Annotated in this window: 22 protein-coding genes and 1 pseudogene; 10 read left to right on the forward strand and 13 right to left on the reverse strand. The window is 65.1% G+C overall.

What is annotated here, in order from left to right:
- Positions 1 to 5: 5 nt before the first annotated feature.
- The 7 genes from AC1RUK_RS15845 to AC1RUK_RS15875 all read right to left on the reverse strand — a co-directional run bounded on the left by AC1RUK_RS15845 (position 6) and on the right by AC1RUK_RS15875 (position 8,265).
- Entirely contained in the window at positions 6 to 1,202 is a 1,197-nt protein-coding gene (locus AC1RUK_RS15845; protein WP_481840294.1) for a hypothetical protein, read from the reverse strand.
- A 161-nt stretch (positions 1,203 to 1,363) separates the two neighbouring features.
- Positions 1,364 to 2,134 carry an exodeoxyribonuclease III gene (locus AC1RUK_RS15850; RefSeq protein WP_481834870.1) on the reverse strand — a complete coding sequence of 257 codons (771 nt, stop codon included), beginning with the start codon at positions 2,132 to 2,134 and terminating at the stop codon, positions 1,364 to 1,366.
- Positions 2,135 to 2,362: 228 nt separating this feature from the next.
- Positions 2,363 to 3,001, reverse strand: a complete 639-nt coding sequence (locus AC1RUK_RS15855) for an alpha/beta hydrolase family protein (protein WP_481834869.1) — start codon at positions 2,999 to 3,001, stop codon at positions 2,363 to 2,365.
- A gap of 217 nt (positions 3,002 to 3,218) precedes the next feature.
- Complete coding sequence (locus AC1RUK_RS15860) at positions 3,219 to 4,343, reverse strand: tetratricopeptide repeat protein (RefSeq protein WP_481834868.1); 1,125 nt, start codon at positions 4,341 to 4,343, stop codon at positions 3,219 to 3,221.
- Positions 4,340 to 5,245, reverse strand: coding sequence for a non-homologous end joining protein Ku (ku, locus tag AC1RUK_RS15865; protein WP_481834867.1), 906 nt, complete (start codon positions 5,243 to 5,245; stop codon positions 4,340 to 4,342). The genes AC1RUK_RS15860 and ku overlap by 4 nt, the downstream gene beginning before the upstream one ends.
- A gap of 250 nt (positions 5,246 to 5,495) precedes the next feature.
- Positions 5,496 to 7,994, reverse strand: a complete 2,499-nt coding sequence (ligD, locus tag AC1RUK_RS15870) for a DNA ligase D (protein WP_481834866.1) — start codon at positions 7,992 to 7,994, stop codon at positions 5,496 to 5,498.
- 46 nt (positions 7,995 to 8,040) lie between these two features.
- A complete protein-coding gene (locus AC1RUK_RS15875; RefSeq protein WP_120016037.1) occupies positions 8,041 to 8,265 on the reverse strand; it encodes a hypothetical protein in 225 nt (74 codons plus the stop codon).
- A gap of 184 nt (positions 8,266 to 8,449) precedes the next feature.
- Here AC1RUK_RS15875 and AC1RUK_RS15880 point away from each other — a divergent pair, with 184 nt between their 5' ends.
- Together AC1RUK_RS15880 and AC1RUK_RS15885 are read left to right on the forward strand one after the other, a co-directional pair.
- Positions 8,450 to 9,457 (forward strand): aldo/keto reductase, encoded by a 1,008-nt coding sequence (locus AC1RUK_RS15880; protein WP_481834865.1) that lies wholly within the window; start codon positions 8,450 to 8,452, stop codon positions 9,455 to 9,457.
- A 33-nt stretch (positions 9,458 to 9,490) separates the two neighbouring features.
- Positions 9,491 to 9,988: a GNAT family N-acetyltransferase gene (locus AC1RUK_RS15885; RefSeq protein ID WP_481834864.1), complete on the forward strand. Its 498-nt coding sequence runs from the start codon at positions 9,491 to 9,493 to the stop codon at positions 9,986 to 9,988.
- A gap of 105 nt (positions 9,989 to 10,093) precedes the next feature.
- Here the strand turns inward: AC1RUK_RS15885 and AC1RUK_RS15890 are convergent, their stop codons facing one another.
- Positions 10,094 to 10,342: a hypothetical protein gene (locus AC1RUK_RS15890; RefSeq protein WP_481834863.1), complete on the reverse strand. Its 249-nt coding sequence runs from the start codon at positions 10,340 to 10,342 to the stop codon at positions 10,094 to 10,096.
- Between the two features lie 304 nt (positions 10,343 to 10,646).
- Here AC1RUK_RS15890 and AC1RUK_RS15895 point away from each other — a divergent pair, with 304 nt between their 5' ends.
- Positions 10,647 to 11,183 (forward strand): Hsp20/alpha crystallin family protein, encoded by a 537-nt coding sequence (locus tag AC1RUK_RS15895; RefSeq protein WP_481834862.1) that lies wholly within the window; start codon positions 10,647 to 10,649, stop codon positions 11,181 to 11,183.
- A gap of 36 nt (positions 11,184 to 11,219) precedes the next feature.
- Here the strand turns inward: AC1RUK_RS15895 and AC1RUK_RS15900 are convergent, their stop codons facing one another.
- Both AC1RUK_RS15900 and AC1RUK_RS15905 read right to left on the reverse strand, forming a co-directional pair.
- Positions 11,220 to 11,849: a glutathione S-transferase family protein gene (locus tag AC1RUK_RS15900; protein ID WP_481834861.1), complete on the reverse strand. Its 630-nt coding sequence runs from the start codon at positions 11,847 to 11,849 to the stop codon at positions 11,220 to 11,222.
- 79 nt (positions 11,850 to 11,928) lie between these two features.
- Positions 11,929 to 12,633 carry an SDR family oxidoreductase gene (locus AC1RUK_RS15905; RefSeq protein WP_481834860.1) on the reverse strand — a complete coding sequence of 235 codons (705 nt, stop codon included), beginning with the start codon at positions 12,631 to 12,633 and terminating at the stop codon, positions 11,929 to 11,931.
- A 120-nt stretch (positions 12,634 to 12,753) separates the two neighbouring features.
- Between AC1RUK_RS15905 and gcvA the strand changes: the two genes are divergently transcribed.
- Positions 12,754 to 13,650 carry a transcriptional regulator GcvA gene (gcvA, locus tag AC1RUK_RS15910; protein ID WP_481834859.1) on the forward strand — a complete coding sequence of 299 codons (897 nt, stop codon included), beginning with the start codon at positions 12,754 to 12,756 and terminating at the stop codon, positions 13,648 to 13,650.
- Between the two features lie 27 nt (positions 13,651 to 13,677).
- Here gcvA and AC1RUK_RS15915 read toward each other — a convergent pair.
- The 3 genes and pseudogenes from AC1RUK_RS15915 to AC1RUK_RS15925 all read right to left on the reverse strand — a co-directional run.
- A pseudogene (locus tag AC1RUK_RS15915) lies at positions 13,678 to 13,949 on the reverse strand (substrate-binding domain-containing protein); the annotation flags it as partial.
- Positions 13,950 to 13,970: 21 nt separating this feature from the next.
- Positions 13,971 to 15,071, reverse strand: coding sequence for a flavin-containing monooxygenase (locus AC1RUK_RS15920; protein WP_481834858.1), 1,101 nt, complete (start codon positions 15,069 to 15,071; stop codon positions 13,971 to 13,973).
- Positions 15,072 to 15,218: 147 nt separating this feature from the next.
- Entirely contained in the window at positions 15,219 to 16,664 is a 1,446-nt protein-coding gene (locus AC1RUK_RS15925) for a LuxR C-terminal-related transcriptional regulator (protein ID WP_481834857.1), read from the reverse strand.
- Positions 16,665 to 16,924: 260 nt separating this feature from the next.
- Between AC1RUK_RS15925 and AC1RUK_RS15930 the strand changes: the two genes are divergently transcribed.
- From AC1RUK_RS15930 to AC1RUK_RS15955, 6 genes are all read left to right on the forward strand, one after another.
- Positions 16,925 to 17,131, forward strand: coding sequence for a hypothetical protein (locus AC1RUK_RS15930; RefSeq protein WP_436174207.1), 207 nt, complete (start codon positions 16,925 to 16,927; stop codon positions 17,129 to 17,131).
- A gap of 45 nt (positions 17,132 to 17,176) precedes the next feature.
- Positions 17,177 to 17,566 carry a hypothetical protein gene (locus tag AC1RUK_RS15935; protein WP_481834856.1) on the forward strand — a complete coding sequence of 130 codons (390 nt, stop codon included), beginning with the start codon at positions 17,177 to 17,179 and terminating at the stop codon, positions 17,564 to 17,566.
- A gap of 64 nt (positions 17,567 to 17,630) precedes the next feature.
- On the forward strand, positions 17,631 to 19,178 hold the full coding sequence (locus tag AC1RUK_RS15940) for a winged helix-turn-helix domain-containing tetratricopeptide repeat protein (protein WP_481834855.1): 1,548 nt from the start codon (positions 17,631 to 17,633) through the stop codon (positions 19,176 to 19,178).
- Positions 19,175 to 19,783, forward strand: coding sequence for a DUF922 domain-containing Zn-dependent protease (locus AC1RUK_RS15945; protein WP_481834854.1), 609 nt, complete (start codon positions 19,175 to 19,177; stop codon positions 19,781 to 19,783). The genes AC1RUK_RS15940 and AC1RUK_RS15945 overlap by 4 nt, the downstream gene beginning before the upstream one ends.
- A gap of 183 nt (positions 19,784 to 19,966) precedes the next feature.
- On the forward strand, positions 19,967 to 21,049 hold the full coding sequence (locus tag AC1RUK_RS15950; protein ID WP_481834853.1) for an ABC transporter ATP-binding protein: 1,083 nt from the start codon (positions 19,967 to 19,969) through the stop codon (positions 21,047 to 21,049).
- A 39-nt stretch (positions 21,050 to 21,088) separates the two neighbouring features.
- Positions 21,089 to 22,414: an ABC transporter substrate-binding protein gene (locus tag AC1RUK_RS15955; RefSeq protein WP_481834852.1), complete on the forward strand. Its 1,326-nt coding sequence runs from the start codon at positions 21,089 to 21,091 to the stop codon at positions 22,412 to 22,414.
- Positions 22,415 to 22,542 lie beyond the last annotated feature (128 nt).

A 22,542-nucleotide genomic window follows, 5' to 3' on the forward strand; every position in this document is an offset into this window, starting at 1 on the left:
TGATCTCAGAAGACCAGAACCAGGTCATCCACGACAAGCTGCCAATGGTGCCTGGTCGACAGGCGAACCCGCGTCACCGCTTTGAGCAGCGGAGCATAGTGGCACGGCGCCAGCGCCGACAGGACGATCTCGTCGCTGCGCAGCAATTCCTCCCCTAGCCAGCTTTCGACCAGCGCAATCTCTCCCTCGCATGCCAGCCACGCGGCGGTCAGCATCACCGAGTGAAAACCGAAGGGGTGATCGCGGCCGAATTCGGCCGGATGGCCGCTGCTGGTGTAGGCGATGTGGTCTCCCGATACATTGCCGTTGACGTAACCCTCGCTGTTCCTGGTGTTGTCACGCGACATGGCGTTGAGATTGCGCCAGTCGAGCCCGGCATGGCCGCAGGGGACCTTGCGCAGGCTGCGCTTGGTGACGTCGTCGAAGCCGATCGTCCGCAGCGGTGCGTCCGGCGCGACGGAGCCGGGCGACAGCAGACCGAGATCGGTCGGATAGGACGATAGCGCCAGCCGCCGGTCGAGGCCGCCGCCGGAGATCTCCACCGCATCAGCCTCGCCGGCGAGATCGACGCGAAAGGACGAGCCTGGGGCCAGCGTCCGGCTTTCGAGAGCCTCGCCCTTGCCCATCACCGAAAGTGTCGCTTCTGCTGCCACCGGCATCCTGCCCGCCAGGTGTCGGCCGGGCACAAGGCCGACCGGCGTCGGCAGGCTATCGCCGGCGAGGCCAACAAGGGATTCGGGCGCGGCGTGCAGGCGTATCGACTGGTTCTCGTTGGCACCGCTGGCACGCCAGCCCGGCGGCACGGAAACCGAAAACCGGTAGAGACCTGGCGCACGCAGTGCGGTCCGGCGCCGCTTCGTCGACATGGTGAAGTTGGCGAAGCCGCCATTGTTGCTGCGCGCCGCCTTGACGAAGGCGCCCCGCTCGTCGAACAGCCGCACCATGATGCCAGCCATCGGCCGGTCCGCGAGGCCGTATTTGCCGTCGCCATCGACATCCATATAGACGAAGGACGAGAAGTTGAGCGTGCTGGTGGTGCTGGGGCTCCAGCGTGTGCGCACCGCATAGTCGTTGGCGGGATCTGCCCGGGGCCGGGCGATCTTGCGCTCACGCGCCTGCCGCAGCAGCAAGGCAAGCAGCGCGGCAGCGGTGAGGATAACGCAGGAGGTGACGAGGATTGCGGTCAGGCCGATGTCAAGCAAGCCCGGCACCTCTCGGCGGGGATGTGTCGGATTTGGCGAATAGGCTAGGCATCGTTGCGATCCGTGGTGGTGCTTTGCCCGCAACCTAACTTGGGATGTGGCTGCTGGACAGATGGCGCCTCCCCTTCTCTCCTTGTTGTGGGACAAGGGAGGCGTCTCCCTTACCGCACCTCCACCCACACCGGGGCGTGGTCGCTGGCGCCGTCTTCGCCTCGCACATCGCGGTCGATGCCGGCGGCGGTGAGCCGGCGCGCCAGCTTCTTGGAGAGCAGTATGTGATCCAGCCTGAGCCCCGCGTCGCGGGGCCAGCGGTTGCGGCGGTAATCCCAGAATGTGTAAAGCGTCTCCTTCGGATGCTTCTTGCGCAGCGCATCGAGCCAACCCTGGTCGAGCAGCCGCTGGAACGACGCCCGGCTTTCCGGCTGCACCAGCGCGTTGTCGTCATAGGAGCGGGTCGGGTAGATGTCGCGCGGTTCCGGCACGATGTTGTAGTCGCCGATCAGCGCCACGGGCAGGCCGGTGTCGAACAGCTGCTCGGCGTGCGCCTCCAGCCTTTCGTGCCAGGCCAGTTTGTACTGGAATTTCGGGCCGGGCTGCGGGTTGCCGTTCGGCGCATAGAGGCAGGCGATGACGATGCCGCCGACAGCCGCCTCGATGTAGCGGCTCTGCTTGTCGGCCTCGTCGCCGGGCAGGACATCGCGGGTCAGCACTGGTTCGGAACCGCGCGCGAGAATGGCAACGCCGTTCCAGGTCGGCTCGCCCTTCCACACCGCGCCATAGCCGGCCGCGGCAAGCGCCGAGCGCGGAAACTGCGTGTCGCGCGCTTTCAGCTCCTGCAGGCAGACTATGTCGGGTTTTGCCGCGGCGAGCCAGGCCAGCAGGTTTTCCAGCCGGCTGTTGACGTTGTTGATGTTGAAGCTGGCGAGCTTCATTGCGCGGCCAACAGCAAAGGTCGGCGCCGCCCCTCATCCGCCTGCCGGCACCTTCTCCCCGTATAAGGACGGGGAGAAGAGGGCTGACCGCGACCTCGGCGCAAGGTTTGTGGCTGGCGAAACCGGAGATGACGGCCCTTTCTCCCCGTCACTATACGGGGAGAAATGTCCGGCAGGACAATGAGGGGCAGCGCGACATCCAAAAAGAGAGCTAGGACGACGCTCACCCTACACCCTGCCCGCCCACACCTTCACCGTCTCCGCCAGCGTCTTCAGATGGTCGGCGGTGGAGAATCCGGAAATGCCCTTGCGCGGCTTGAGGTCGTGGTCGCCGTCCTCCAGCCAGATCACCTCAATTGCATCGGAAAGGCCATAGGTGGCGACCTCGTCCGGTGTGCCGAACTCATCGCGCGTGCCCTGGAAGACCAGCGTCGGCGTTTTCAGGTCCGCGAGATGCTTTGTCCGCAACTGCGTCGGCCTGGCCGGCGGATGGAAGGGATAGCCGAGGCAGACGAGGCCCGAGATCTCGCCCTTGGCAAACATCTCGTCGGCGATCATCGACGCGACGCGTCCACCCATCGACTTGCCGCCGATGATCAGCGGACCGGTCACGCCCTTTGCCCTGAGGTCGGCGATCGCCTTGACGTATTCCGGGTTCACCGTCTCGGCGCGCGGCGGCGGCTTGCGATGGCCGTAGCGGCGGGCCGCCATATAATGGAATTCGAAACGCGCAACCTGGAAGCCGGCGGCGGCCAGCGCCTTGGCGGTGGCGGTCATCGAGGGCGAGTCCATCGACGCGCCGGCGCCATGCGCGAGCAGGATGGTGACTGGGGCGGTGTCGTCGCCGTCGAAGAGAAAGTATGTCATGGGGCGCTCCAGCGTTGGTTACCCCTTCTCCCCTTGTGGGAGAAGGTGGCCGAGCGAAGCTCGGTCGGATGAGGGGTGTTCCAGCTTGGCGGAAACGCCCGTCCAGGTCCGGCGCGTGGTGACAGGTCTGCCACGCCTCATTCCTTCCAGCACCCCTCATCCGTCTCGGCGCCAACGCGCCGATCCACCTTCTCCCACAAGGGGAGAAGGGAAGAACTCACCCCGCCGTCCGCGCCAGCTGCAGATCGACGAACTGGATGCCCTTTGCTGCCATGCGCGCCCATTCGGAGTCGGCGTCGAGTTCGAGATAGCGCACCCAGCGGCGGCGGGCCTCAGTGAGATTGCCGGCGTCGAATTCCAGCCTTGCGAGATTGAACACCGGATCGGCATAATTCCTGTCGAGCGCGATCGCCTTGACGAGATGCCGGCGTGCCGAGGCCACGCGCCCCTCATCGCTCATCAGGCCCGCGAGGTTGAACCAGGCCTCGACGAAAGCCGGGTCGAGTTTTATGGCGCGGGCGTAGTCGTGTGCTGCTTCCGCCGTGCGGCCGGCACCGCGCAGGCAGTTGGCGCGGTTGAAGGCGGCGATGGCGTCGGTCGGGTCGATGGCCAGGCAGCGCTGGTAGAGGGCTGCAGCATCGTCGTGCCAGCCCTCATCTTCCGCCGCTTCGGCACCCGCAAAAAGCTCCTCAAGCGTGTCATCATCAGGAGACCCGAGATCGAACAGCAGCTGGCCGTCGAGCTCGCTTTGGCCATCCTCCAGATAGATCGCATCCGAGCGTCCGTGCTGCGAGCCGACATTGAGCGACTTGGCGGTGAGCGAGGCGACCGGGCCGGAGCGGTGCACCGAGCGCGCGATCGCGCCCCAGGACGCGCCGCCCGATATCAGCCCGGCATATTTGCGGGCGAGGATGAGGTCGCGGAAGGAATAGGGTTCGCCATCGTGCTCGAAGGCATCGAAGAGCGAAAGCAGGTCGAGATCGGCCGTGCCGAGCCTGGACTGGTCGAGGAGCGACTGCCTTGAAAGCGCGGACGCTTCCGGCGCCTTCATCAGGCCGAGCAGGCGCAAAAAGCCGTTTTCGCTGGTGAGCGCGCGGCCGGCGGCGCGCTCGGCCAGGACACGGCGCTCGATCTCGGCGTCGCCGTTCTTGGTGATCGCGGCCTTGGCGAGCAGCGCGCGGCCGAACACGACATGGGTTGTGCGCCGGGTGACGCCGCGCCGCAACTGGCCCTGCCGGCGCCCGACCTCGCGCGCGGCGAGCCTGAGCGGAAACGCCGCCAGCGCGCCGACGACGCCGAAGACGGCGCCGGGAGCGATGACAGGCGCGTTGCTTCCCGTCACGCCTTGCTCTTGCCGACGGCCTTCAGCAAATTGGCCTTCAACGGATTTTCCTTGGCAGCACCGGCCTTGGCCTTGGCCGCCGGTTTCGCCTCGTCATCGGCCTTGCTTTTCGACTTGGCCGGGGGCTTGGCCGCCTGCGAGAGGCTGGCCTTCAGCGCATCCATGAGGTTGATGACGTTGCCGCGCTCGGGGGCCGCCGCGATGATCGGCTTGTGGCCCTTCAGCTTCTCGCGGATCATCGTCATCAGCGCGACCTCATAGCGGTCCTCATAGTTCTTCGGATCGAAGGTGGTTTCCTTCTGCTTGATCAGCGCTTCGGCGAGCTGCAGCATTTCGGCATCCGGCTTGCCGGCGGGGATGTTGCCGAAATATTCAGCCGTGCCACGCACTTCGTTCGGGTTCCTCAAGGTGCAGACGAACATGCCGTTCTCGCGCGCGCCGATCGTCACCACGCGCTCGCGGCTGGACAGGACAAGGCGGGCGATCGCCAACTTGCCGGATTTGCGCATGGCTTCGCGCAGCACGGCGAAGGTTTCCTCGGCCATGGCGCCATCCGGCGCCAAATAATAGGGCGCGTCCTGGTAGATGACATCCACCTCGCCCTCGTCGACGAAGGCCTCGATGTTCATCGTGTGGTTGGATTCGATCCTGACCGCGTCGAGGTCGGCATCATCGATGATGATGTACTGCTTGTCCTCGTATTCGTAGCCCTTGACCAGGTCCGAGCGCTCGACCAGGCCGAGCTCGGGGTCGACCGGCTTCATGTTGATGCGGTTGTGGGTCTTCTTATGCAGCTGGTTGAAGCTGATGCGTTCGCTCGCGCTGGTGGCGGGGTATAGCCGCACCGGACAGCTGACGAGGCTGAGCTTGAGGTAACCTTTCCAACTTGCCCTGGGCGCCATGAAACACTCCTACGCGGCCATGCACTGACAAACTTCTTGCAGCGCTTCGTCCGAAGGACGAAGGAGGCTGCGGAAATCCTACATCGAGCCTCAAGATACCGGCAAATCCCTAGCGAAATGTTTTAGCGCGGGTTGGGTTGCCGTGTATGGGGCTGGAGGCGGAGAATAATTCAAATTGTAGGAAGCGTCGACGCCCATCCCTTCACCCCAGGATGACGAAAGACGAGAACGCTCCGCACTCACGCGTAAGCTACTTCCCCGCCATCACCGGCAAATCCCGCGCAAACTCATCAATCTCCGCCCAGGGATCACCCGACGTCGCCAGCAGGCCCGGCAGCGAGGCATAATTCAGGTCCTGCGGCGCATCGATCGACTCCAGATCGGTCCAGCTCACCGGGGTCGAGGCCGGCAGGTTGGTGCGCGCGCGTAGCGAATAGGGTGCCGCCGAAGTGTGGCCGCGGGCGTTGCGGTGGTAGTCGATGAAGATGCGGCGCTTGCGGTTTTCCTTGCCCATGGTGGTGGTGAAGGTGTCGGGCGCGGTGGCCGCCAGATGGGTGGAGATGGCGCTGGTTGCCTGGTGCAGCTTCTTCCAGTTCTGCTTTTGCGTCACCGGCACGGTGATGTGAATGCCGCTGCCGCCGGACGTCTTGGCGAAGGGCACCAGCCCCAGCGCCTCCAATCCGGCCCTTATGTGAACTGCGGCCTCGACCACCTCGCGCCACGAAATCCCCTCGCCCGGATCGAGGTCGAAGACGATCTGGTCGGGCTTGTCGAGTTTCGTGCGATGCGTGCCCCAGGTGTGGAACTCGACGACGCCGAACTGGGCGAGCGCCAGATAGCCTTTTGCATCCTCCACCGACAGGTAGGTTTTGGTCTCGCCCTCGGAATTGGTCGACTCGAAGACAGCGACCGAAGGCGGCATGCCGGTGAAGGCGTGGCGCTGGAAGAAACAGTCCTTTGGCAGGCCGGTCGGGCAGCGCACCAGCGACACCGGGCGCCCGATGATGTGCGGCAGCATGAAGTCGCCGACCAGCGCGTAGTAGACGGCGATGTCGAGCTTGGTCGGCCCGGTCTTGCCGAACAGCCGGCGTTCGGGGTTGGTCACCCAGATGGTGGCGAGGTCGGCCTCCGAAATCAGCCGCTTGCGCTTGGCCGAAACCGGCGTCGACAGGCCGACATCCCTAAGGCCACGGAAGACACCGTGGCGCAGCGCGTTATCGGCGGTGCGATTGGCATAGTGGATGCGGGCCGACAGCAGCGGACGCACCCAGTGCATTTCGCGCATGATTTCGCGCGGCACGCCCTCCGGCGGCGTGGCGCCTGCAGTGAGCGGCTCCAGCCGGGCGAGCAATTCGCGTGCGGTCTCGGCATCGAAGCCGGTACCGACCTTGCCGCGATAGTGCAGTTCGCCACCTTCGAATTCGGCCATGCCGAGCGCCGCCAAGCCTTCGGCCGCGTCGGAGACGGTGTAGCCAGCGATGACGAAATCGTCCTTCTGCAGCGCCTTGACCTTGGTCCAGCTCTTGGTGCGGCCGCTCTGATAGGTGGCGCTGGCGCGCTTGGAGACGACGCCTTCCAGCCCAAGTTCGGAGGCCTGGTCATAGAGCCCCTGCCCGTCGCCCTCGACATGGTCTGAGAACTGGATGGCGGAATTGGCGGCGAGGCCGGCAAGTAGTTGCGACAGCAGCGCCTTGCGCCTGGCGAGCGGTGCTTTCCTGAGATCCCAGCCGTCGAGATAGAGTAGATCGAAGGCGTAGAAATGCAGCTTGTTGCCGGCGCCTTCGGCCAGCGCATCCTGCAACAACGCAAAACGGCTGATGCCCTTGGCGTCGAGCACGACGATCTCGCCGTCGATGATGGCATCGCGGCACGGCAGCTTTGCGAAGGCATGCGGCAGATCGCCGTAACGCTTGGTCCAGTCGATGCCGCCGCGGGTGATCAGCCTGACCTCTCCGTCCGCCACCAGATGGGCAGCCGTGCGGTAGCCGTCGAACTTGATCTCGTGCAGCCAGGCCTCGCCGGTGCGCTCGGCGGGATCGTCGCTGCCCGGCGGTTTTGCCACCTGCGTCGCCAGCTGCGGCTCGATGCGCGATGGCGGCGGTGCTTGCACGGCGCCGGGCAGCGCGCCGGGCTTGAGTACAAGCGGCTTGGCAGGTTTTGCGGCAGGCTTCGGCGCTGCTACCAGCTCCTCGATGCGACGGCCGGATTTGACGCTTTCCGGCCGCTCGCTGAGGATGTCGAGCTTGGTGTCGGCGGCGAGGTCGCGCTCCTTGAACAGCAGCCAGTTTTTCTTGCCCTCGTCCTCGCCGGGCTTCGGCTTCAGCCTGGTCAGCATCCAGCCGCCATTGAGCTTGTCGCCGGCCAACCGGAATTTGAAGGCGCCGGTGCGCAGGCTCTTCTCGACATCATCCATCGGCGCCCAGGTGCCGGTGTCCCAGACGATTATCGGCCCGCCGCCATATTCGCCTTCGGGGATGACACCCTCGAAGTCGATATATTCGAGCGGATGGTCCTCGGTCTCGATCGCCAAGCGCTTGTCGGCGGGATTGAGCGAGGGCCCGCGCGGCACCGCCCAGCTCTTCAGGACATCGCCGACCTGCAGGCGCAGATCGTAGTGATCGGCTGTCGCATGGTGCTTGTGGACGACGAAGCGGTTGCCTTCGCCCGCGACAAGCCCGCCCGCCGGCTCCGGCGTTTTGGTGAATTCGCGCTTGGCGCGATAGGCTTTGAGTTTCGGCGGGGTGGTCATCCGAGCATGCTAGGCGGGATGCAACGGCTGCTCAATCGTCGGTGGCTCAATCGTCGGTGGCCGGCGTCAGTTCGAGTTCGGCAGGTGACAAGCCCCTTTGCAGCTGGCTCAGCCGGAACTCGTCGACCCAATAGGCCTCGCCGTCGACCAGCACGCGCGCCTGATAGGTGCCGCCGGAAAAGCTCTGCGCGGTGACGTAGACCTTGTGGCGATCGAGCGCCTTGCGCACCGCGGCGCGCTTGGATTTCTGGGCAGTGACAGGACTGGCCATCGGCTCACTCTTCACACATGGCCGCCATGGGCGGCCAGCCATAAGGATGGCGGAGAGCGGCGATTGAGTCAATTTCCGAGACGGCGACGCGCGATCTCCCCCTCGCCGCGCCTTCGGCCGGCTGGACGCCAGGCAGGCGGCCCCTATAGTTTTCATCGAGATACTTTTCTCCGGAGACAAGCAGATGACCCTCGGTACACACAAACTCGGCAGCCACGGGCTGCAGGTATCGGCGATCGGGCTCGGCTGCATGGGCATGAGCCAGTCCTACGGGCCGGCCGACGAGGCGGAGTCGATCGCGACGCTGCACCGTGCCATCGAGCTCGGCTGCACCTTCCTCGACACAGCGGAAGTCTACGGCCCCTACATCAATGAGGAGTTGCTCGGCCGCGCGCTGAAGGGCCGACGCGGCGAAGTGACGATTGCCACCAAATTCGGCTTCCGCATCGAGAACGGCAAGCAGGTCGGCACCGACCGCAACAGCCGGCCCGAACATATCCGCGAGGCGGTGGAAGGCTCGCTCGGCCGGCTCGCCACCGACCATATCGACCTGCTCTACCAGCACCGCGTCGACCCCGATGTGCCGATGGAGGATGTGGCCGGTACGATCGGCGAGCTGGTCGCCGAGGGCAAGGTGCGCTTCTTCGGCCTGTCGGAAGCGGGTGCGGCCAACATAAGCCGCGCGCACGCCGTGCATCCGGTGTCGGCGGTGCAGAGCGAGTATTCGCTGTGGGAGCGCAACCTGGAGCCGGAGATCATGCCGCTGCTCAAGGAATTCGGCATCGGCCTGGTGCCGTTCGCGCCGCTCGGCCGCGGCTTCCTGGCCGGCGACGTCAGGCGCGCCGAAGACTATCCGGAGGGTGATTTCCGGCGCGGCGACCCGCGCTACCAGGGCGCCAATTACGACGCCAACGTCGCGGCGGCCTCAACGGTGCGCGGCATCGCCGGCGTCAAAGGGGTCAAGCCCGGCCAGATCGCACTGGCCTGGCTGCTGCACAAGGGCGATGATTTCGGCATCGACATCGTGCCGATCCCCGGCACCAAGCGTCGACAATATCTGGAGGAAAACGTTGCGGCGGCGGCGATCGAACTCGATGCCACCGAAATGCTGGCACTCGATGTGGCGCTCGCGCCAGGCAAGGTCGCGGGCCCGCGCTACGGCGAGCGGACGATGTCGATGATCGATCGGTGAGGATCGGGCTGCAGTTCAAGACAGGAGTTTGCGATGGCCCAGATCAGGGCGATGAGCGGGGAGGACGTGACGCCGGTGTCGCGACTGCTGGGCGAATCCTGGCGGCGGACCTATGCGCCGATCCTGGGCGCCGAGACCACGGCACGGCTATCGGATGACAAGCACGCGCCGGAGCGGCTGGCGGCGGAACTCGAAGACGACAACAAGATGTCCTTCGTGGCGGAAATGCCCGACCGCTCGATCGCCGGCTACGCGATGGCGGCGATGGACGACAAGGGCGACGTCATGCTCGACCGGCTGCACGTCGACAAGAGCGAGTTCGGTACAGGCTTGGCGACAGACATGCTGCATGCGGTGCTTGCCGCCCATCCGGGCATTGCGAGCATTGCGCTGGAGGTGATCGAAGGCAACGACCGGGCCATCGCCTTCTACCGCAAGCACGGCTTCGAAGTGGTCGAGAAGCGGGAAGCTGCGCATGGCGTGGGCGGCCACGCCTCGCTGATCATGCGCAGGGTGCTGTCGAGAGCGTAGGGGAAAGGGGAATAGGCAGTAGGGGAGTAGGGCAGTAGGGGAGTAGGGAAAGGTGGCGCGGACCCGTGCATGCCTACTGCCCTACTGCCCTACTGCCCTACTGCCCTACTCTCCGAACCCCTGCGCCGCCGGCGCCGTCGGCCCATCCTCATCCTCCGGCACCTCGAGAATTTCGATCAGCTGCGCCACCTTGGCGCCTGGCAAGGGATGGCCCTCATTGACCAGCGCCTCGTCGGCGCCGATCCAAGCGAAGGCTTCGCGCAATTCCTCGAGGCTGGCGCCGGTCAGCGCGACGTCGGCGATGACTGTGTCGTCCACGGGCCCCAGAACCGAAATGATGTCGTTGCGTGTCATGGTGTCCTCCGTGCCCGATGCAAGGGTGCCGGTGCGACGCCATGGGGCGGTCAGCCGGAGACCGGCATCGGTAAAATCTGCCGCGGGATGGAATCTGGGTCTTGACTTCGGGCCGGCAACCTCCAGTTCGACATTTGCCGGTTTGCCGAACGGAACCGGCGCAGGGAGCGTCGGCTCTTTGGCCGCCTGCCTCGAACCCGGGGCGGCGGCACGGTTCGACTTGAGAGTCTGCGGATCCAGGCTGAACACAGGATGCGGGCCGGCATCGCCTGATGTGACCAGTCGAGAAAAGGAGACCAATGAAATGGCTATTCGTGATCTCATGCCCTGGAGCCGGGAAGGCAGTCAGGCTCCGAACTTCTATCGCGAGGGCGAGCGCGATCCCTTCATGATGCTGCATCGCGAGATGAACCGCCTGTTCGACGACGCAATGCGCGGCTTCGAAACGCGGCTGCCGTCCTTCGTCGGGGGTTTTGGCGCTCGGGCCAACTGGCCGAGCGTGGAAATCTCCGATGGCGAGACGGAGATCCGCGTCACGGCGGACATCCCAGGCATGGAGGAAAAGGATGTCGAGGTGATGCTCGACGACGGCATGCTGACGCTACGCGGCGAAAAGCGCGCCGAGACCGAGGACAAGGACAAGCAGTTCTCCGAGCGCTTCTACGGCCGCTTCGAGCGGCGCATCCCGCTCGGCACCGAGGTCGAGGAGGACAAGGTCCGCGCCGCCTTCCACAATGGCGTGCTCACCGTGACGCTGCCGAAGACCCAGCGCGCCCTGGCCAAATCCAGGCGCATTCCGATCGGTGGCAGCAACGTCGGAACCGGCAAGAGCAAACACTGACGATACTGGAACCGGGCGCCTCGCGCGCCCGGCCACTCAGCCGCCGGAATGCGGGTCGATGCTGTAAGGATGCACGGGGTAGCCGGGGCCGATGGCCTCCTGTACGCGGTCGGCCCAGGCAAGCACCGCCGGATAGTCCGTCAGCAGGAAGCCGCAGTCCTGCGCACGGTGGCTGTAGGCATAGACCGCGATGTCGGCGATGGTGAGATCGTCGCCGACAAGAAATGGAGTTGCGGGGAGGCTGCGCTCCAGTACTGCGAGCGTGCGGGCGCCGGCTTCGCGCTTGCTTGAAACCATCGCCTGGTTGCGCTCGAGCCGTCCGGTCAGCGTCCAGTAGCGCAGCGAGCCAATGACCGGCTCGACATGATATTGCTCGAAGAACAGCCACTGCATGACCTTGGCGCGCTGGTAGCGATCCTGCGGCAGAAAGGCCGTGCCCTCGGCGAGATAGCAGAGGATCGCATTCGATTCCGCGATCGCGCTGCCATCTTCGAGTTCGAGCACCGGCACGGCGCCGGCCGGGTTGAGCTTCAGGAACGCATCGGTGTGACTCTCGCCCTCGAAGATCGACACGATGCGGCTGTCATAGGCAATGCCGAGCAGCCCGAGCAGGACCCGGGCCTTCCAGCCATTTTGCGACGGCAGATAATCGTGAAGCGTGAGCATGGCGGTCCCTCGTGCAGCCGGACCGGATTTTTCACGCTGCCCGCGACACACGCCACCCGATTCCTGCAACCCGCGGGCTTCAGATCGCGCGGATGATGCCGCCGTCGACGCGGATGTTCTGGCCGGTGATGTAGCCGGCGCCGTCCGAGGCGAGGAAGGCAATCGTCGCGGCGACCTCCTCCGAAGTGCCGTAGCGCTGCATCGGCACGCTGTCGCGCCGCTCCTCGGTGGCGGGCAGGCTGTCGATCCAGCCGGGCAGCACATTGTTCATGCGCACATTGTCGGCGGCGTAGGTGTTGGCGAATATCTTGGTGTAGGCGGCAAGGCCGGCCCGGAACACGGCCGAGGTCGGGAACATCGGGCTCGGCTCGACGACCCATGCTGTCGAGATGTTGATGATGGCGCCGGCCTTCTGCTTGACCATCTGCGGCGCCACGATGCGCACCGGCCGGATGACGTTGAGAAGGTAGACGTCCATGCCGGTATGCCATTGCTCGTCGGTTATTTCGAGGATCGGCGCACGCGGCCCATGGCCGCCGCTGTTGACCAGCACGTCGATGCGGCCGAAGCGCTCGAGCGTCAGGTCGACGAGGCGCTGCAGATCGTCGTTCGACTGGTTGGACCCGGTGACGCCGAGGCCGCCAAGTTCCTTCGCCAGCGCCTCGCCCTTGCCGGAGGAGGACAGGATGGCAACCTTGAAGCCGTCACTCGCCAGGCGCTTTGCCGCCGCCGCGCCCATGCCGCTGCCGCCGGCAACGACCACTGCCACTTTTTCTACACTCATTTTTCCGTCCTTCCGGTGCGGCAAGCCACGATATCCTCGGTGTTCTTGCCATGATATATCCAGTTTTCGCCACTGATTCGAACCAGAAAGCCTGAAATCAGACTGTAGAAAAACTGCTCGATGCCCGAAGCCTTCCTCCGCCTGCCACCGCTCAATGCGCTTCGTGCCTTCGAGGCGTCGGCGCGGCACCTCAACTTCCGCCTCGCCGCGCATGAGCTCAACGTGACGCAGGGCGCGGTGGCGCAGCACATTCGCGGGCTGGAGGCCAGCCTCGGCGCAAAGCTGTTCGAGCGGCTGCCGCGCGGCCTGGCGCTGACCGACGAGGGTCGCGCCTATGTGCCCAACATCCGCCGCGCCTTCGAGCTGATCTCGGAGGCGACGGCGTTGCTGCGCCCCGAACCGGCACGGCTGACGATCAGCGTCACGCCGAGCTTCGCCACCAAATGGCTGATCCCGAAGCTGCCGGAATTCGTGGCGCACAATCCGCTGGTCGACCTGCGCATCCTCGCCAGCGAAAGCCTGTCGAGTTTTCAGGCCGACGGCGTCGACATCGCGGTGCGGCAGGGACAGCCGCCGTTCGGTCCCGGCCTCATCGTCGACCTTTTGTTCCCGCAGCAGATCGTCGCCGTGTGCAGCCCTGCCCTGCTGCCACCCGGTGTCGGCGGGATCGCGCCGGCCGACATCCAGCACCATGTCCTGATGCACGACGCGCACAATCTGTGGCCGGAATTCATGGAGCGGGCGCTCGGCCTCAAGATGACGGTCGAGGCCAAGCGCATGCGCTTCAACCAGACCGCGTTGGCGATCGACGCGGCCATCGCCGGCCAGGGCATCGCACTGGCCAGCCGCTTCCTCGTCGCGCCCGACATCGCCGCCGGCCGGCTGGTCCAGCCGGTCAGCGCGGAAATGCGCGGCACCTATGATTTCCACGTCGTGGTGCCGAGGAAGCAGCGTCACCCCGAGCCGACGCAAGCCGTGCGGCAGTGGCTGCTGAATGAAAGTGGCGAAGCGCCTTGAGGGTCTCCGCTGAAGCCGCGTCAAGACTTAAGCCGAGCTTCGCTGCATCAAATCGGCGTTGAGCAGGATGCGGCCGCTTGCCTGTCTCGCCGCCAGCGGCTTTTCATCCAGCCGCTCCAGCAGGAGTTCGATCGCGAGGCGGCCGATCTCGTTGTAGTTCTGCGCCACGGTCGTGATCGGCGGGCAGGCGTAGCGCGACAGCGGACGGTCGTCGTGTCCGGCGACCCGTATGTCGCAGTCCGCGCATGGCCGACCTTCAGGCCGAGCTGATAGGCGGCGATCACGCCGAAGGCGATGCGGCAGGGCTTACCGGCGCCGCCTCAGCCCCGCCGCTCAATGTCGGCCACCACCGCGGTCGCCTCCATCCCGATTTCCCTGAGCAGGCCGGTGACCGGATTGTGAAAGCCGACCAGATAGAGGCCGAGTTCGGAAGCGCGGGGATTGACGCCGCTTTTGGCCGGCCGCAGCTCCGCCGGCAGGAATTTGTCGTAGGCCGGCCGATAGCCGGTGGCGAGGATGACGGCCTCGAACGCCTCTTGCCGGCCGCCGGTGAAGGCGGCGCCGTGCTCGGTGAAGCCGGCGATGTCTGGCGCTACGCTGATCTTGCCGGACTTGATCGCGGCCACCGTGCCGACATCGATGACCGGGATGCGCCCGGCGTCGACCTGCTTGAGGATGCCCTCTCTCGGCCTGACGATGCCGTATTTCTCGAGCTTGCCCAGCGCAAAGTCGAGAATGATCGGGAACATCCAGTCGTTCAGCGCCTGCGGCATCGGCCGGCTGGCAATGCCGACCATCTGGATCGGCACGCCGAACAATTGCCGCGGCACAATATGGACGCCCTTGCGCACCGACAGCGTCGGATGAGCGCCGGACTCGGCAAGGTCGAGCGCGATCTCGGCGCCGGTGTTGCCCATGCCGACGATGAGCACCTTCTGACCGACAAAGGGTACTGCTTCGGTATAGTCGGCGCTGTGCAGGACCTTGCCCTTGAACGCCTCGATGCCGGCAAGGCTGGGGACGATCGGCTCGGCATTGTTGCCGGTGGCGATGACGACGTGGCGCGATGTCAGCCTGTCCGATCCGGTCTCGACGACAAAGCCGCCATTGTCGCGCCGGATCGCCGTCACCGTCTCGCCGAAGCGCGGCCGGAGCTCGAAGCGCTCGGCATAGGCGTCGAGATAGGCGACCACTTTTTCGCGTGGCACGTAGCGCGGATGATCGCGCGGGAACGGCACGAAGGGCAGCGAGGAGAACGACTTCACCGTGTGCAGATGCAGCCGCCGGTAGTGGCGGCGCCAGGCCGACGCTACCTCATGGGCCTTTTCGAGAATGATGAAGTCCACCCCCGCCCGCCTCAGGCAGGCGCCGACGGCAAGACCCGCCGGCCCGGCGCCGACAATGACGACATTGGTGTCCAAGCGATTCTCCTCCCGCCAGGCTCGGCTAGGCTATGCTGAGAGGCGCGCGCGGTACAAGTGGGGGTGGTGGTGGCCTTCCCTTCTCCCCCTGTGGGAACGGGGCTGCGGCCGCAGCGGTTTGCGGGCTGGGTGTAGTTCCCTCAACTTTCAGCTGAGCTTCGTCAGCCTCGCAGCATCGCGAATAGCCCGCACGGCGTCCGGGTTGGTCACGGGATAGCCAGAGATGAAGCCCTCGACGGAAAAGTCGGGAAACTCGGCACGCAGCCGGGCCACGAATCCGGCCGCCTCGGCGCCCTCACCCGCCGCCGCATGCGCCAACGCCAGGAACATCAGCACATTGGGGGAATCCGGCGAGCTTCTGCGCAATGCCGCAATGGCTTCCCGGTGCCTGCCGGCGCAGAACAGGACGCGGCCCTGCATGCCGAAATACCAGGGCGGGGCGAGCGGGTTGAGGCGCATGGCGCGCTCGATGAGCGGGATCGCCTCGGCCGGATCGCCGGCGACCAGCGCCTTGCTGCCGGAAAGCAACGCCAGCGTGTCGGCATGGTTGGAGCCGTACTCGTAGGCTCGTTTGTAGGCGCGCTCCGCCGCCTCGAGGTCACCGAAGCATCCCATGAGATCGCCAAGGCAGTTGCAGGCGCAGCTGTCGAACGGGTCGAGCCGGATCGCATTTTCGACCGCCGCGCGCCATTTCTCGATCGATCCCCTGGGATCGCGACCAAAACAGTTGCCGGCTTCGATCGAATAGGCGTAGGCGAGCTCGGTCCAGGCCCTGACCAGGGTCGGGTCGAGCTCCAGCGCGCGCGAAAACAGCCGGATCGCTTCCGCGTTGCCGGCGCGGCTAAAGGTGTTGTGCTGCTCGACGCCCAGCAGATAAAGATCAAAGGCGCGCAGGCTGGCCGGCGGCTTGCGGCGAACCGCGTTGCGCCCGATCGTGGCGATCGCTCCGAAACAACCGGCGAGCACATTGATGACGCTTTCGGTCAGGCTGTCCTGCAGCGCGAAGATGTCCTCGACCGGGCGGTCGTAGCGCTCGCTCCACAGGCTGACGCCATTCCTCGCATCAGCGAGCTCGATGGTCAGCCGGATGCGGGTGTCGTCGGCACGCAGCTGGCCCGACACGATATAGGTGGCGCCCAGCGCCTTGCCGTCGGCCACGAAATCGGCGGGCTTGCTGCCCAGCGACTTCATGGTGTGAAAAGCGATCACCGGTAGATCCGCGTACCGTGCGAGGTCAATGCTGATGTCCGACGACAAGCCGTCGGCGAAGCGACGCCAGCGCTCTTCGGAATTCAGGCATTCGATCGGAAATATGGCCAGCACCGGCAGGGCGTCGGGCAAGGGCGACGGCTCGTCCGGCGCTACGCCCGGGGCGCGGTTGATATACGCGGCAAGTGCTACCTTGTTGCGGACGCCGAGCTTTTCATAGATCGCGGCGAGATGGGTGCGCACCGTCGACGGCGCAATGAACAGCGCCTCGCCTATCTCGCGATAGGTCAGGCCTGCCGCAAACTTCTCCGCCACCGCGCGCTCACGCTCGGTCAGAGCCGGCAAGGACGGTGAAGACGTAGCCGGTGTCGCGTTGTGGTTCATGCTGGTCCCCTGCCCGCGGACAGGCACATTATCAACGCCTGCCGCAGCAAAATACTACAAATGCAGGACCCAAAACACCGCATCTGGCCGATCCCACCGCAGGCGCACAGGGCGCAAGCTCCCCTTGCAGCAACAGGCTGCAATCAAGGGAGGTTTCCATGCGACGTGTTTCCATAGTGCTGGTATCCGCGATCCTGAGTTTGTCCGCTGCACCGCCGCCGTCTTTCGCAAGCGGGTGCAGGCAATTGGTGGAATCGGACGTGAAAATCGCCAGCATGCGCCTCTATGCCGACATCCTGGCAAGTGCAGCCCGCAATGGCTGGGACTACACGCCTGACGCGATCGTCAGCGGCTCCAAGCGGCATTTCGATGAGATGAAATTCCAGCTGATCGCCGCCGGCTATGAGATCGTTCCCGTCGGCCCCCGACCGCATTGCCCCTCGTTGGAAAAGCTGGCGAGCGACTAGCAACCAGCGATCCATCCCTGCGACAGGCTTTGCCGAGACATCGATATGACGAAGGTGCAGGCTAACTGTCTGCCGGTGAGAGCGCGGGCCGAACCGCGATTTCAGCAAAAAATCAGCAGCCTTTCAGGACGCGGAGGTGCCGGTTCGGCGATGCTCACACAAGACAAAGCCGACGAGCATTGCCCCTGGCGCCCTTGCCGCCAACCTTGGAGGTCGATCATGCATCTAAAGGCTGACGAACCCTTTTCGCCGTCGACCATGGCGCGGGAAGAAATGCACCGGATCCTGTCGACCGGCAGCGTCGAATTCTGCGGCGGCGAGGCCACACAGATGCTGGCCTATCTCGACGGGCTGACGGCGCACGAAGCAGCCATGGCCGAGGCCGGCATGCGATCGGGACCGTGGCAACGCCTTTCGCTTATCTTTCGCACTTGACCTTGCCGGATTTCTGCCGCTCGGATGATTGCTGCGCAATGACGCGCGGCGATGGTGCAGGGGCTTGGAACTGCGGATCGGCAACTCGGTGCTCGATATCGAGCGCGGCACGCTGCGGCGCGACGGCGAGATTGTGCCGGTCAGACCGAAGACCTTCGAGCTGCTCGCCTTCCTGGTGCGCAATCCGGGCCGCGTGCTGAGCAAGGACGAACTGTTCGAGGCGGTGTGGCCGAACACCATCGTCAGCGAGGATTCGCTGACCCAGTGCATTCGCGACGTGCGCAAATGCATCGGCGACGAGACGCAGTCGCTGGTCCTCACGGTGCCCCGGCGCGGCTACATGTTGCAGGCCGCTGAAACCGGCCTGCCCCTTCCCCAACCGCCAGCCGCCGTCGCGGCGGAAGCCCGGCGCGCGGCCGAGCCGATGGTCGCCATCCTGCCGTTTCGCGTCGATCCTGCCGATGCGAAGGCAAAGCCGCTCTTTGACGGCGCGGTCGAGGAGATCACCAACGCGCTCTCCTACTTCAAGACCATCGCGGTGCTGGCGCGTCACTCGGCCTTCGCGCTTGCCGAACATTCTGCGCAGGACATTTCGGCGACCGCCGGGCGTCTCGGCGCGGACTATGTAGCGGAAGGCAGCGTCGAGAGCGCCGAGGATGGCTATAGTGCGCACGTTATGCTCACCGAGACGGCGTCCGGCTGCCGCGTCTGGGCGCAGACATATTCGTTCAGGACGAGCGAGATCTTCGCCTTTCAGAAAACGGTGGCGCAGCGGATCGCGACGGCGCTGGTCGCCAACATCGAGAGCGCGGCCATGCGGCGCGCACCGCCCGCGCCTGCCGCCAATGTCGAGGCCTATTTCCACATATTGCGCGGCATGGCGCTGCTGCGCAGCTATGGCGAGGGCGTCAACGAGCAGGCGCGCCAGCATTTCCTCAAGGCGCTGGAACGCGATCCGGGCTCGGGGCTGGCGCACGCCTATCTTGCGCTCGCCGATGTGATCATCGGCGGCTATGCCGCGGCGCCGCGCGCGGTGCTCGACGAGGCGCGCGACAGGGCGTTGCACGCAACCGCACTCAGCCCCGACGAGGCACGCTGCCACAGGATTCTCGCCGTTACTCTGCTCTACCGGGGTCGCGGCGAATACGTCGCCGCGGAAAAGCATTTCGCGCGCGCGCTCGACCTCAACCCCTATGATGCCGACACACTTGCCCAGACAGGCTTCTTCCAGGTATTGCAAGGCAATAGCGAGGCCGGGCTGGCGCTGCTCGATCAGGCCGTCCAACTCAACCCGATGCACCCCGCGTGGTACTATTTCGACCGGGGCGAGGCATTGCTTGTCCTTGGACGCTACCGGGAAGCAGCGGCCTCCTTTTCCTGCCTGCCGCGCAAGAATGTCTGGCATTGGGCGCGGCTGGCGGCATGCCATGCGCTTGATGGCGACATCGACAGGGCCAGGGCCTGCGTCAGGGAGGGGCGTCAACTGGATCCAGCTTTGACCGCGGAGGATATCGTGACGGACTTTCACATCAGACGTGCGGAGGACGGGGAGCGCCTGCGCTCCGGCCTCGAACGCGCTGGCTGGGACGATGCGGGCATTGTGGGCCCGTGAAGCCGACGCTTTTGCTCTGTTTTATCTCGGCTTTGCTCTTGTCATCGCCGGCGCGTGCCGACTGGAAACCTGTCGAGAAGGTCGAAAACTATGCCATCACCGGACAGACCGCGCCCGAACTCTACGCCTCGATCGGCGAGCGCGGACCTCTCATCGGCAAGGACGTCGTCGGCAACAAGGTCCGCGTCATCGCGCACACCAATTTCAAGCTGACCTGGACCAGGGACTACCGGCCCGAGGGCGGTGCCTGCGTGCTCAAAACGGCGCGGCCAAAGCTTATCATCACCTACACGTTGCCCAAGCCCGCCGGCCTTCTGCCGGCGGTCGAGAGCAAGGGCTGGGCGGTGTTCATCGCCGGCCTGGCAGCACACGAAAGGGTGCATGGCGACCAGATCGTCGACATGGTGCGCAAGATCGAGGCGATCAGCGTCGGCCTCACCGTCGCCGGCGACCCCGGCTGCAAGAAGATCCGTACCGAGTTGACGAACAGGCTTTCCGAACTCTCACAGGCGCAGCGGCAGGCCAGCCGCGACTTCGACCGCGTCGAATTCGGCCCCGGCGGCAATTTGCAGAGGCTGGTGCTGGCATTTGTGAACGGGGAATAGTGCAGTCGGATTCACCACATGGGGGCCGAAGTTAAGCACTTGCCACAGCGCGGGTTTACAGGCTGGTTTGGTAGCGCTACCGTCGCTGAGTCTGTCGCGTGACCAGAGGGGACTGGAGGGCTGTCGCGGCGGGACTGGAGCGGTTTCCTCGGGGGCGTCGGGAAACCGTTGGGAGGAGAATAAATGGCGTCTGTCGCAATTGGCGAAGTCTATAAGTCGTTCGGAACCGTCGAGATCCTGCACGGCGTCAGCGTCGATATAGACGACGGCGAGTTCGTCACCCTGGTCGGGCCGTCCGGTTGCGGAAAATCGACCCTTCTCAGGATGATCGCCGGCCTCGAGAAGATTTCGCGCGGCCAGATCGCGATCGGCAAGCGTGTCGTCAACAACGTCGCGCCCAAGGAACGCGACGTCGCGATGGTGTTCCAGAACTACGCGCTTTACCCGCACATGACGGTCGCCGAGAACATGGCATTCTCGCTGATGCTCAAGGGTGTCGCGAAAGCTGAGAGCGACGCCGGCGTCCAGCGTGCGGCCGAAATCCTGGGGCTGGTGCCGTTGCTGGCACGCTATCCGCGCCAGCTTTCCGGCGGCCAGCGCCAGCGTGTCGCCATGGGCCGGGCAATCGTGCGCGATCCCGCGGTTTTCCTGTTCGACGAGCCGCTCTCGAATCTCGACGCCAAGCTGAGGGTCCAGATGCGCGCCGAGATCAAGGAACTGCACCAGCGCCTGAAGACGACGACGGTCTATGTCACCCACGACCAGATCGAGGCCATGACCATGGCCGACAAGATCGTGGTCATGCATGACGGCATCGTCGAGCAGATCGGGCCGCCGCTGGAACTCTACGACCGGCCGAACAATCTGTTCGTCGCCAGTTTCATCGGGTCGCCAGCCATGAACATGCTCAAGGGCGAAATCGCGTTGGACGGCACGCCGTCCTTTCGCGGTGCCGGCGGGATTTCAGTGCCGTTGGCAAGGCTGCCTTCCACCGTCAAGGGCGAACCGGTGGTGCTGGGCATACGGCCCGAGCATCTCAGGCTGTCCGACCAGGGCATTCCGGTCACCGTCGTGGTCGTCGAGCCGACCGGCTCGGAGGTGCAGCTCATCGGCCGCACGCCCGGCGGCGAGGAGATCGTCGCGAATTTCCGGGAGCGTCATTCCTTCACGCCGGGCGAGACCGTGCGGCTCACCGCCGAGCCTGGCCTCATCCACCTGTTTCACGGCGAAACCGGGCAGCGACTGGAAACCCGCGCTGGGCAGTAGGACTTATACATCGAGGAAACATTAGAGGAGGAAACGACCATGAAATTCACCAGACGCGACGTGATCCGCACGACCGCCGGCGTGGCGGCGGGAGCCTTGGGAAGCCGGTTCGTCGGCTCGCCCGCCTTCGCCCAGGAGGGGCTGAAGTACAAGCCCGAGGACGGCGCCAAGCTCAGGCTGCTGCGCTGGTCGCCCTTCGTCCAGGGCGACGAGGACCAATGGCTGAAAAACACCAAGCGCTTCACCGAGGCGACGGGCGTCGAGGTCCGCGTCGACAAGGAAAGCTGGGAGGACATTCGCCCCAAGGCGGCGGTGGCCGCCAATGTCGGCTCCGGCCCGGACCTGATGTTCGTCTGGTTCGACGACCCGCACCAGTATCCCGACAAGCTGCACGACGTGACGGAACTGGGTGAACATCTGGGCACAAAATACGGCGGCTGGTACGACGGACCGAAGCAGTATGCGACGCGGGGAGGCAAGTTCATCGGCCTGCCGCTGGCCACCATCGGCAACGCGATCGTCTACCGGGAAAGCTGGGTGAAGGAAGCCGGCTTCTCGGAGTTTCCGAAGGACACGGCAAGCTTCCTCGAGCTTTGCAAGGCGCTGCAGGCGAAGGGCCATCCGGCCGGCTTCACGCATGGCCATGGCGTCGGCGACGGCAACAACTACGCGCATTGGCTGCTATGGAGCCATGGCGGCCAGATGGTCGACGAGAGCGGCAAGGTGACCATCAACAGCCCCGAGACGCTGAAGGCGATCGAGTACGCGCAGGCGCTCTACAAGACCTTCATTCCCGGCACCGAAAGCTGGCTCGACGTGAACAACAACCGTGCCTTCCTGGCCGGCGAACTCGGCGTCATCGCCAATGGCATTTCCGCCTACAACACCGCCAAGACCAACAAGGACAATGATCCGAAACTGGCTGAAATCGCCAAGGACATCCGCACCACCAACCTGCCGATCGGCCCGGTCGGAAAATCGGTCGAGCTGTTCCAGGTGACCACCGCCGTCATCTTCGACTACACGCCCTACCCCAACGCGGCCAAGGCCTATTTGCAGTTCATGTTCGAGGATCCGCAAATGACGGACTGGATCACCTCGTCGGCCGGCTATTGCTGCCAGACGCTCAAGGCGTTCGACAACAATCCGGTGTGGACGGCCGATCCGAACAATGCCGCCTACGCGAAAGCCTCGGCGACGCTGCGTCCCAACGGCTATGCCGGACCGCTCGGCTATGCCTCGGCGGCGACCATGGCCGACTATGTGCTGGTGGACATGTTCGCCAAGGCCGTGACCGGCCAGGCGACGCCGCAGGAGGCGATGGAGGAGGCGGAAAAGCGCGCCAACCGCTACTACCGCGTTTGAGCGCACAGCCGAGCCGGGCAGCACGATTGCTGCCCGGTCCGGTTCCTGAAATCGCTTGGCGGCCGCCCGGGCCGACCAAGGAGACCTCCCGAGGAACCTTCCCATGGCCGTGTCGTCCGTCGCCGTCC

This window comes from Mesorhizobium monacense, from assembly GCF_056781675.1.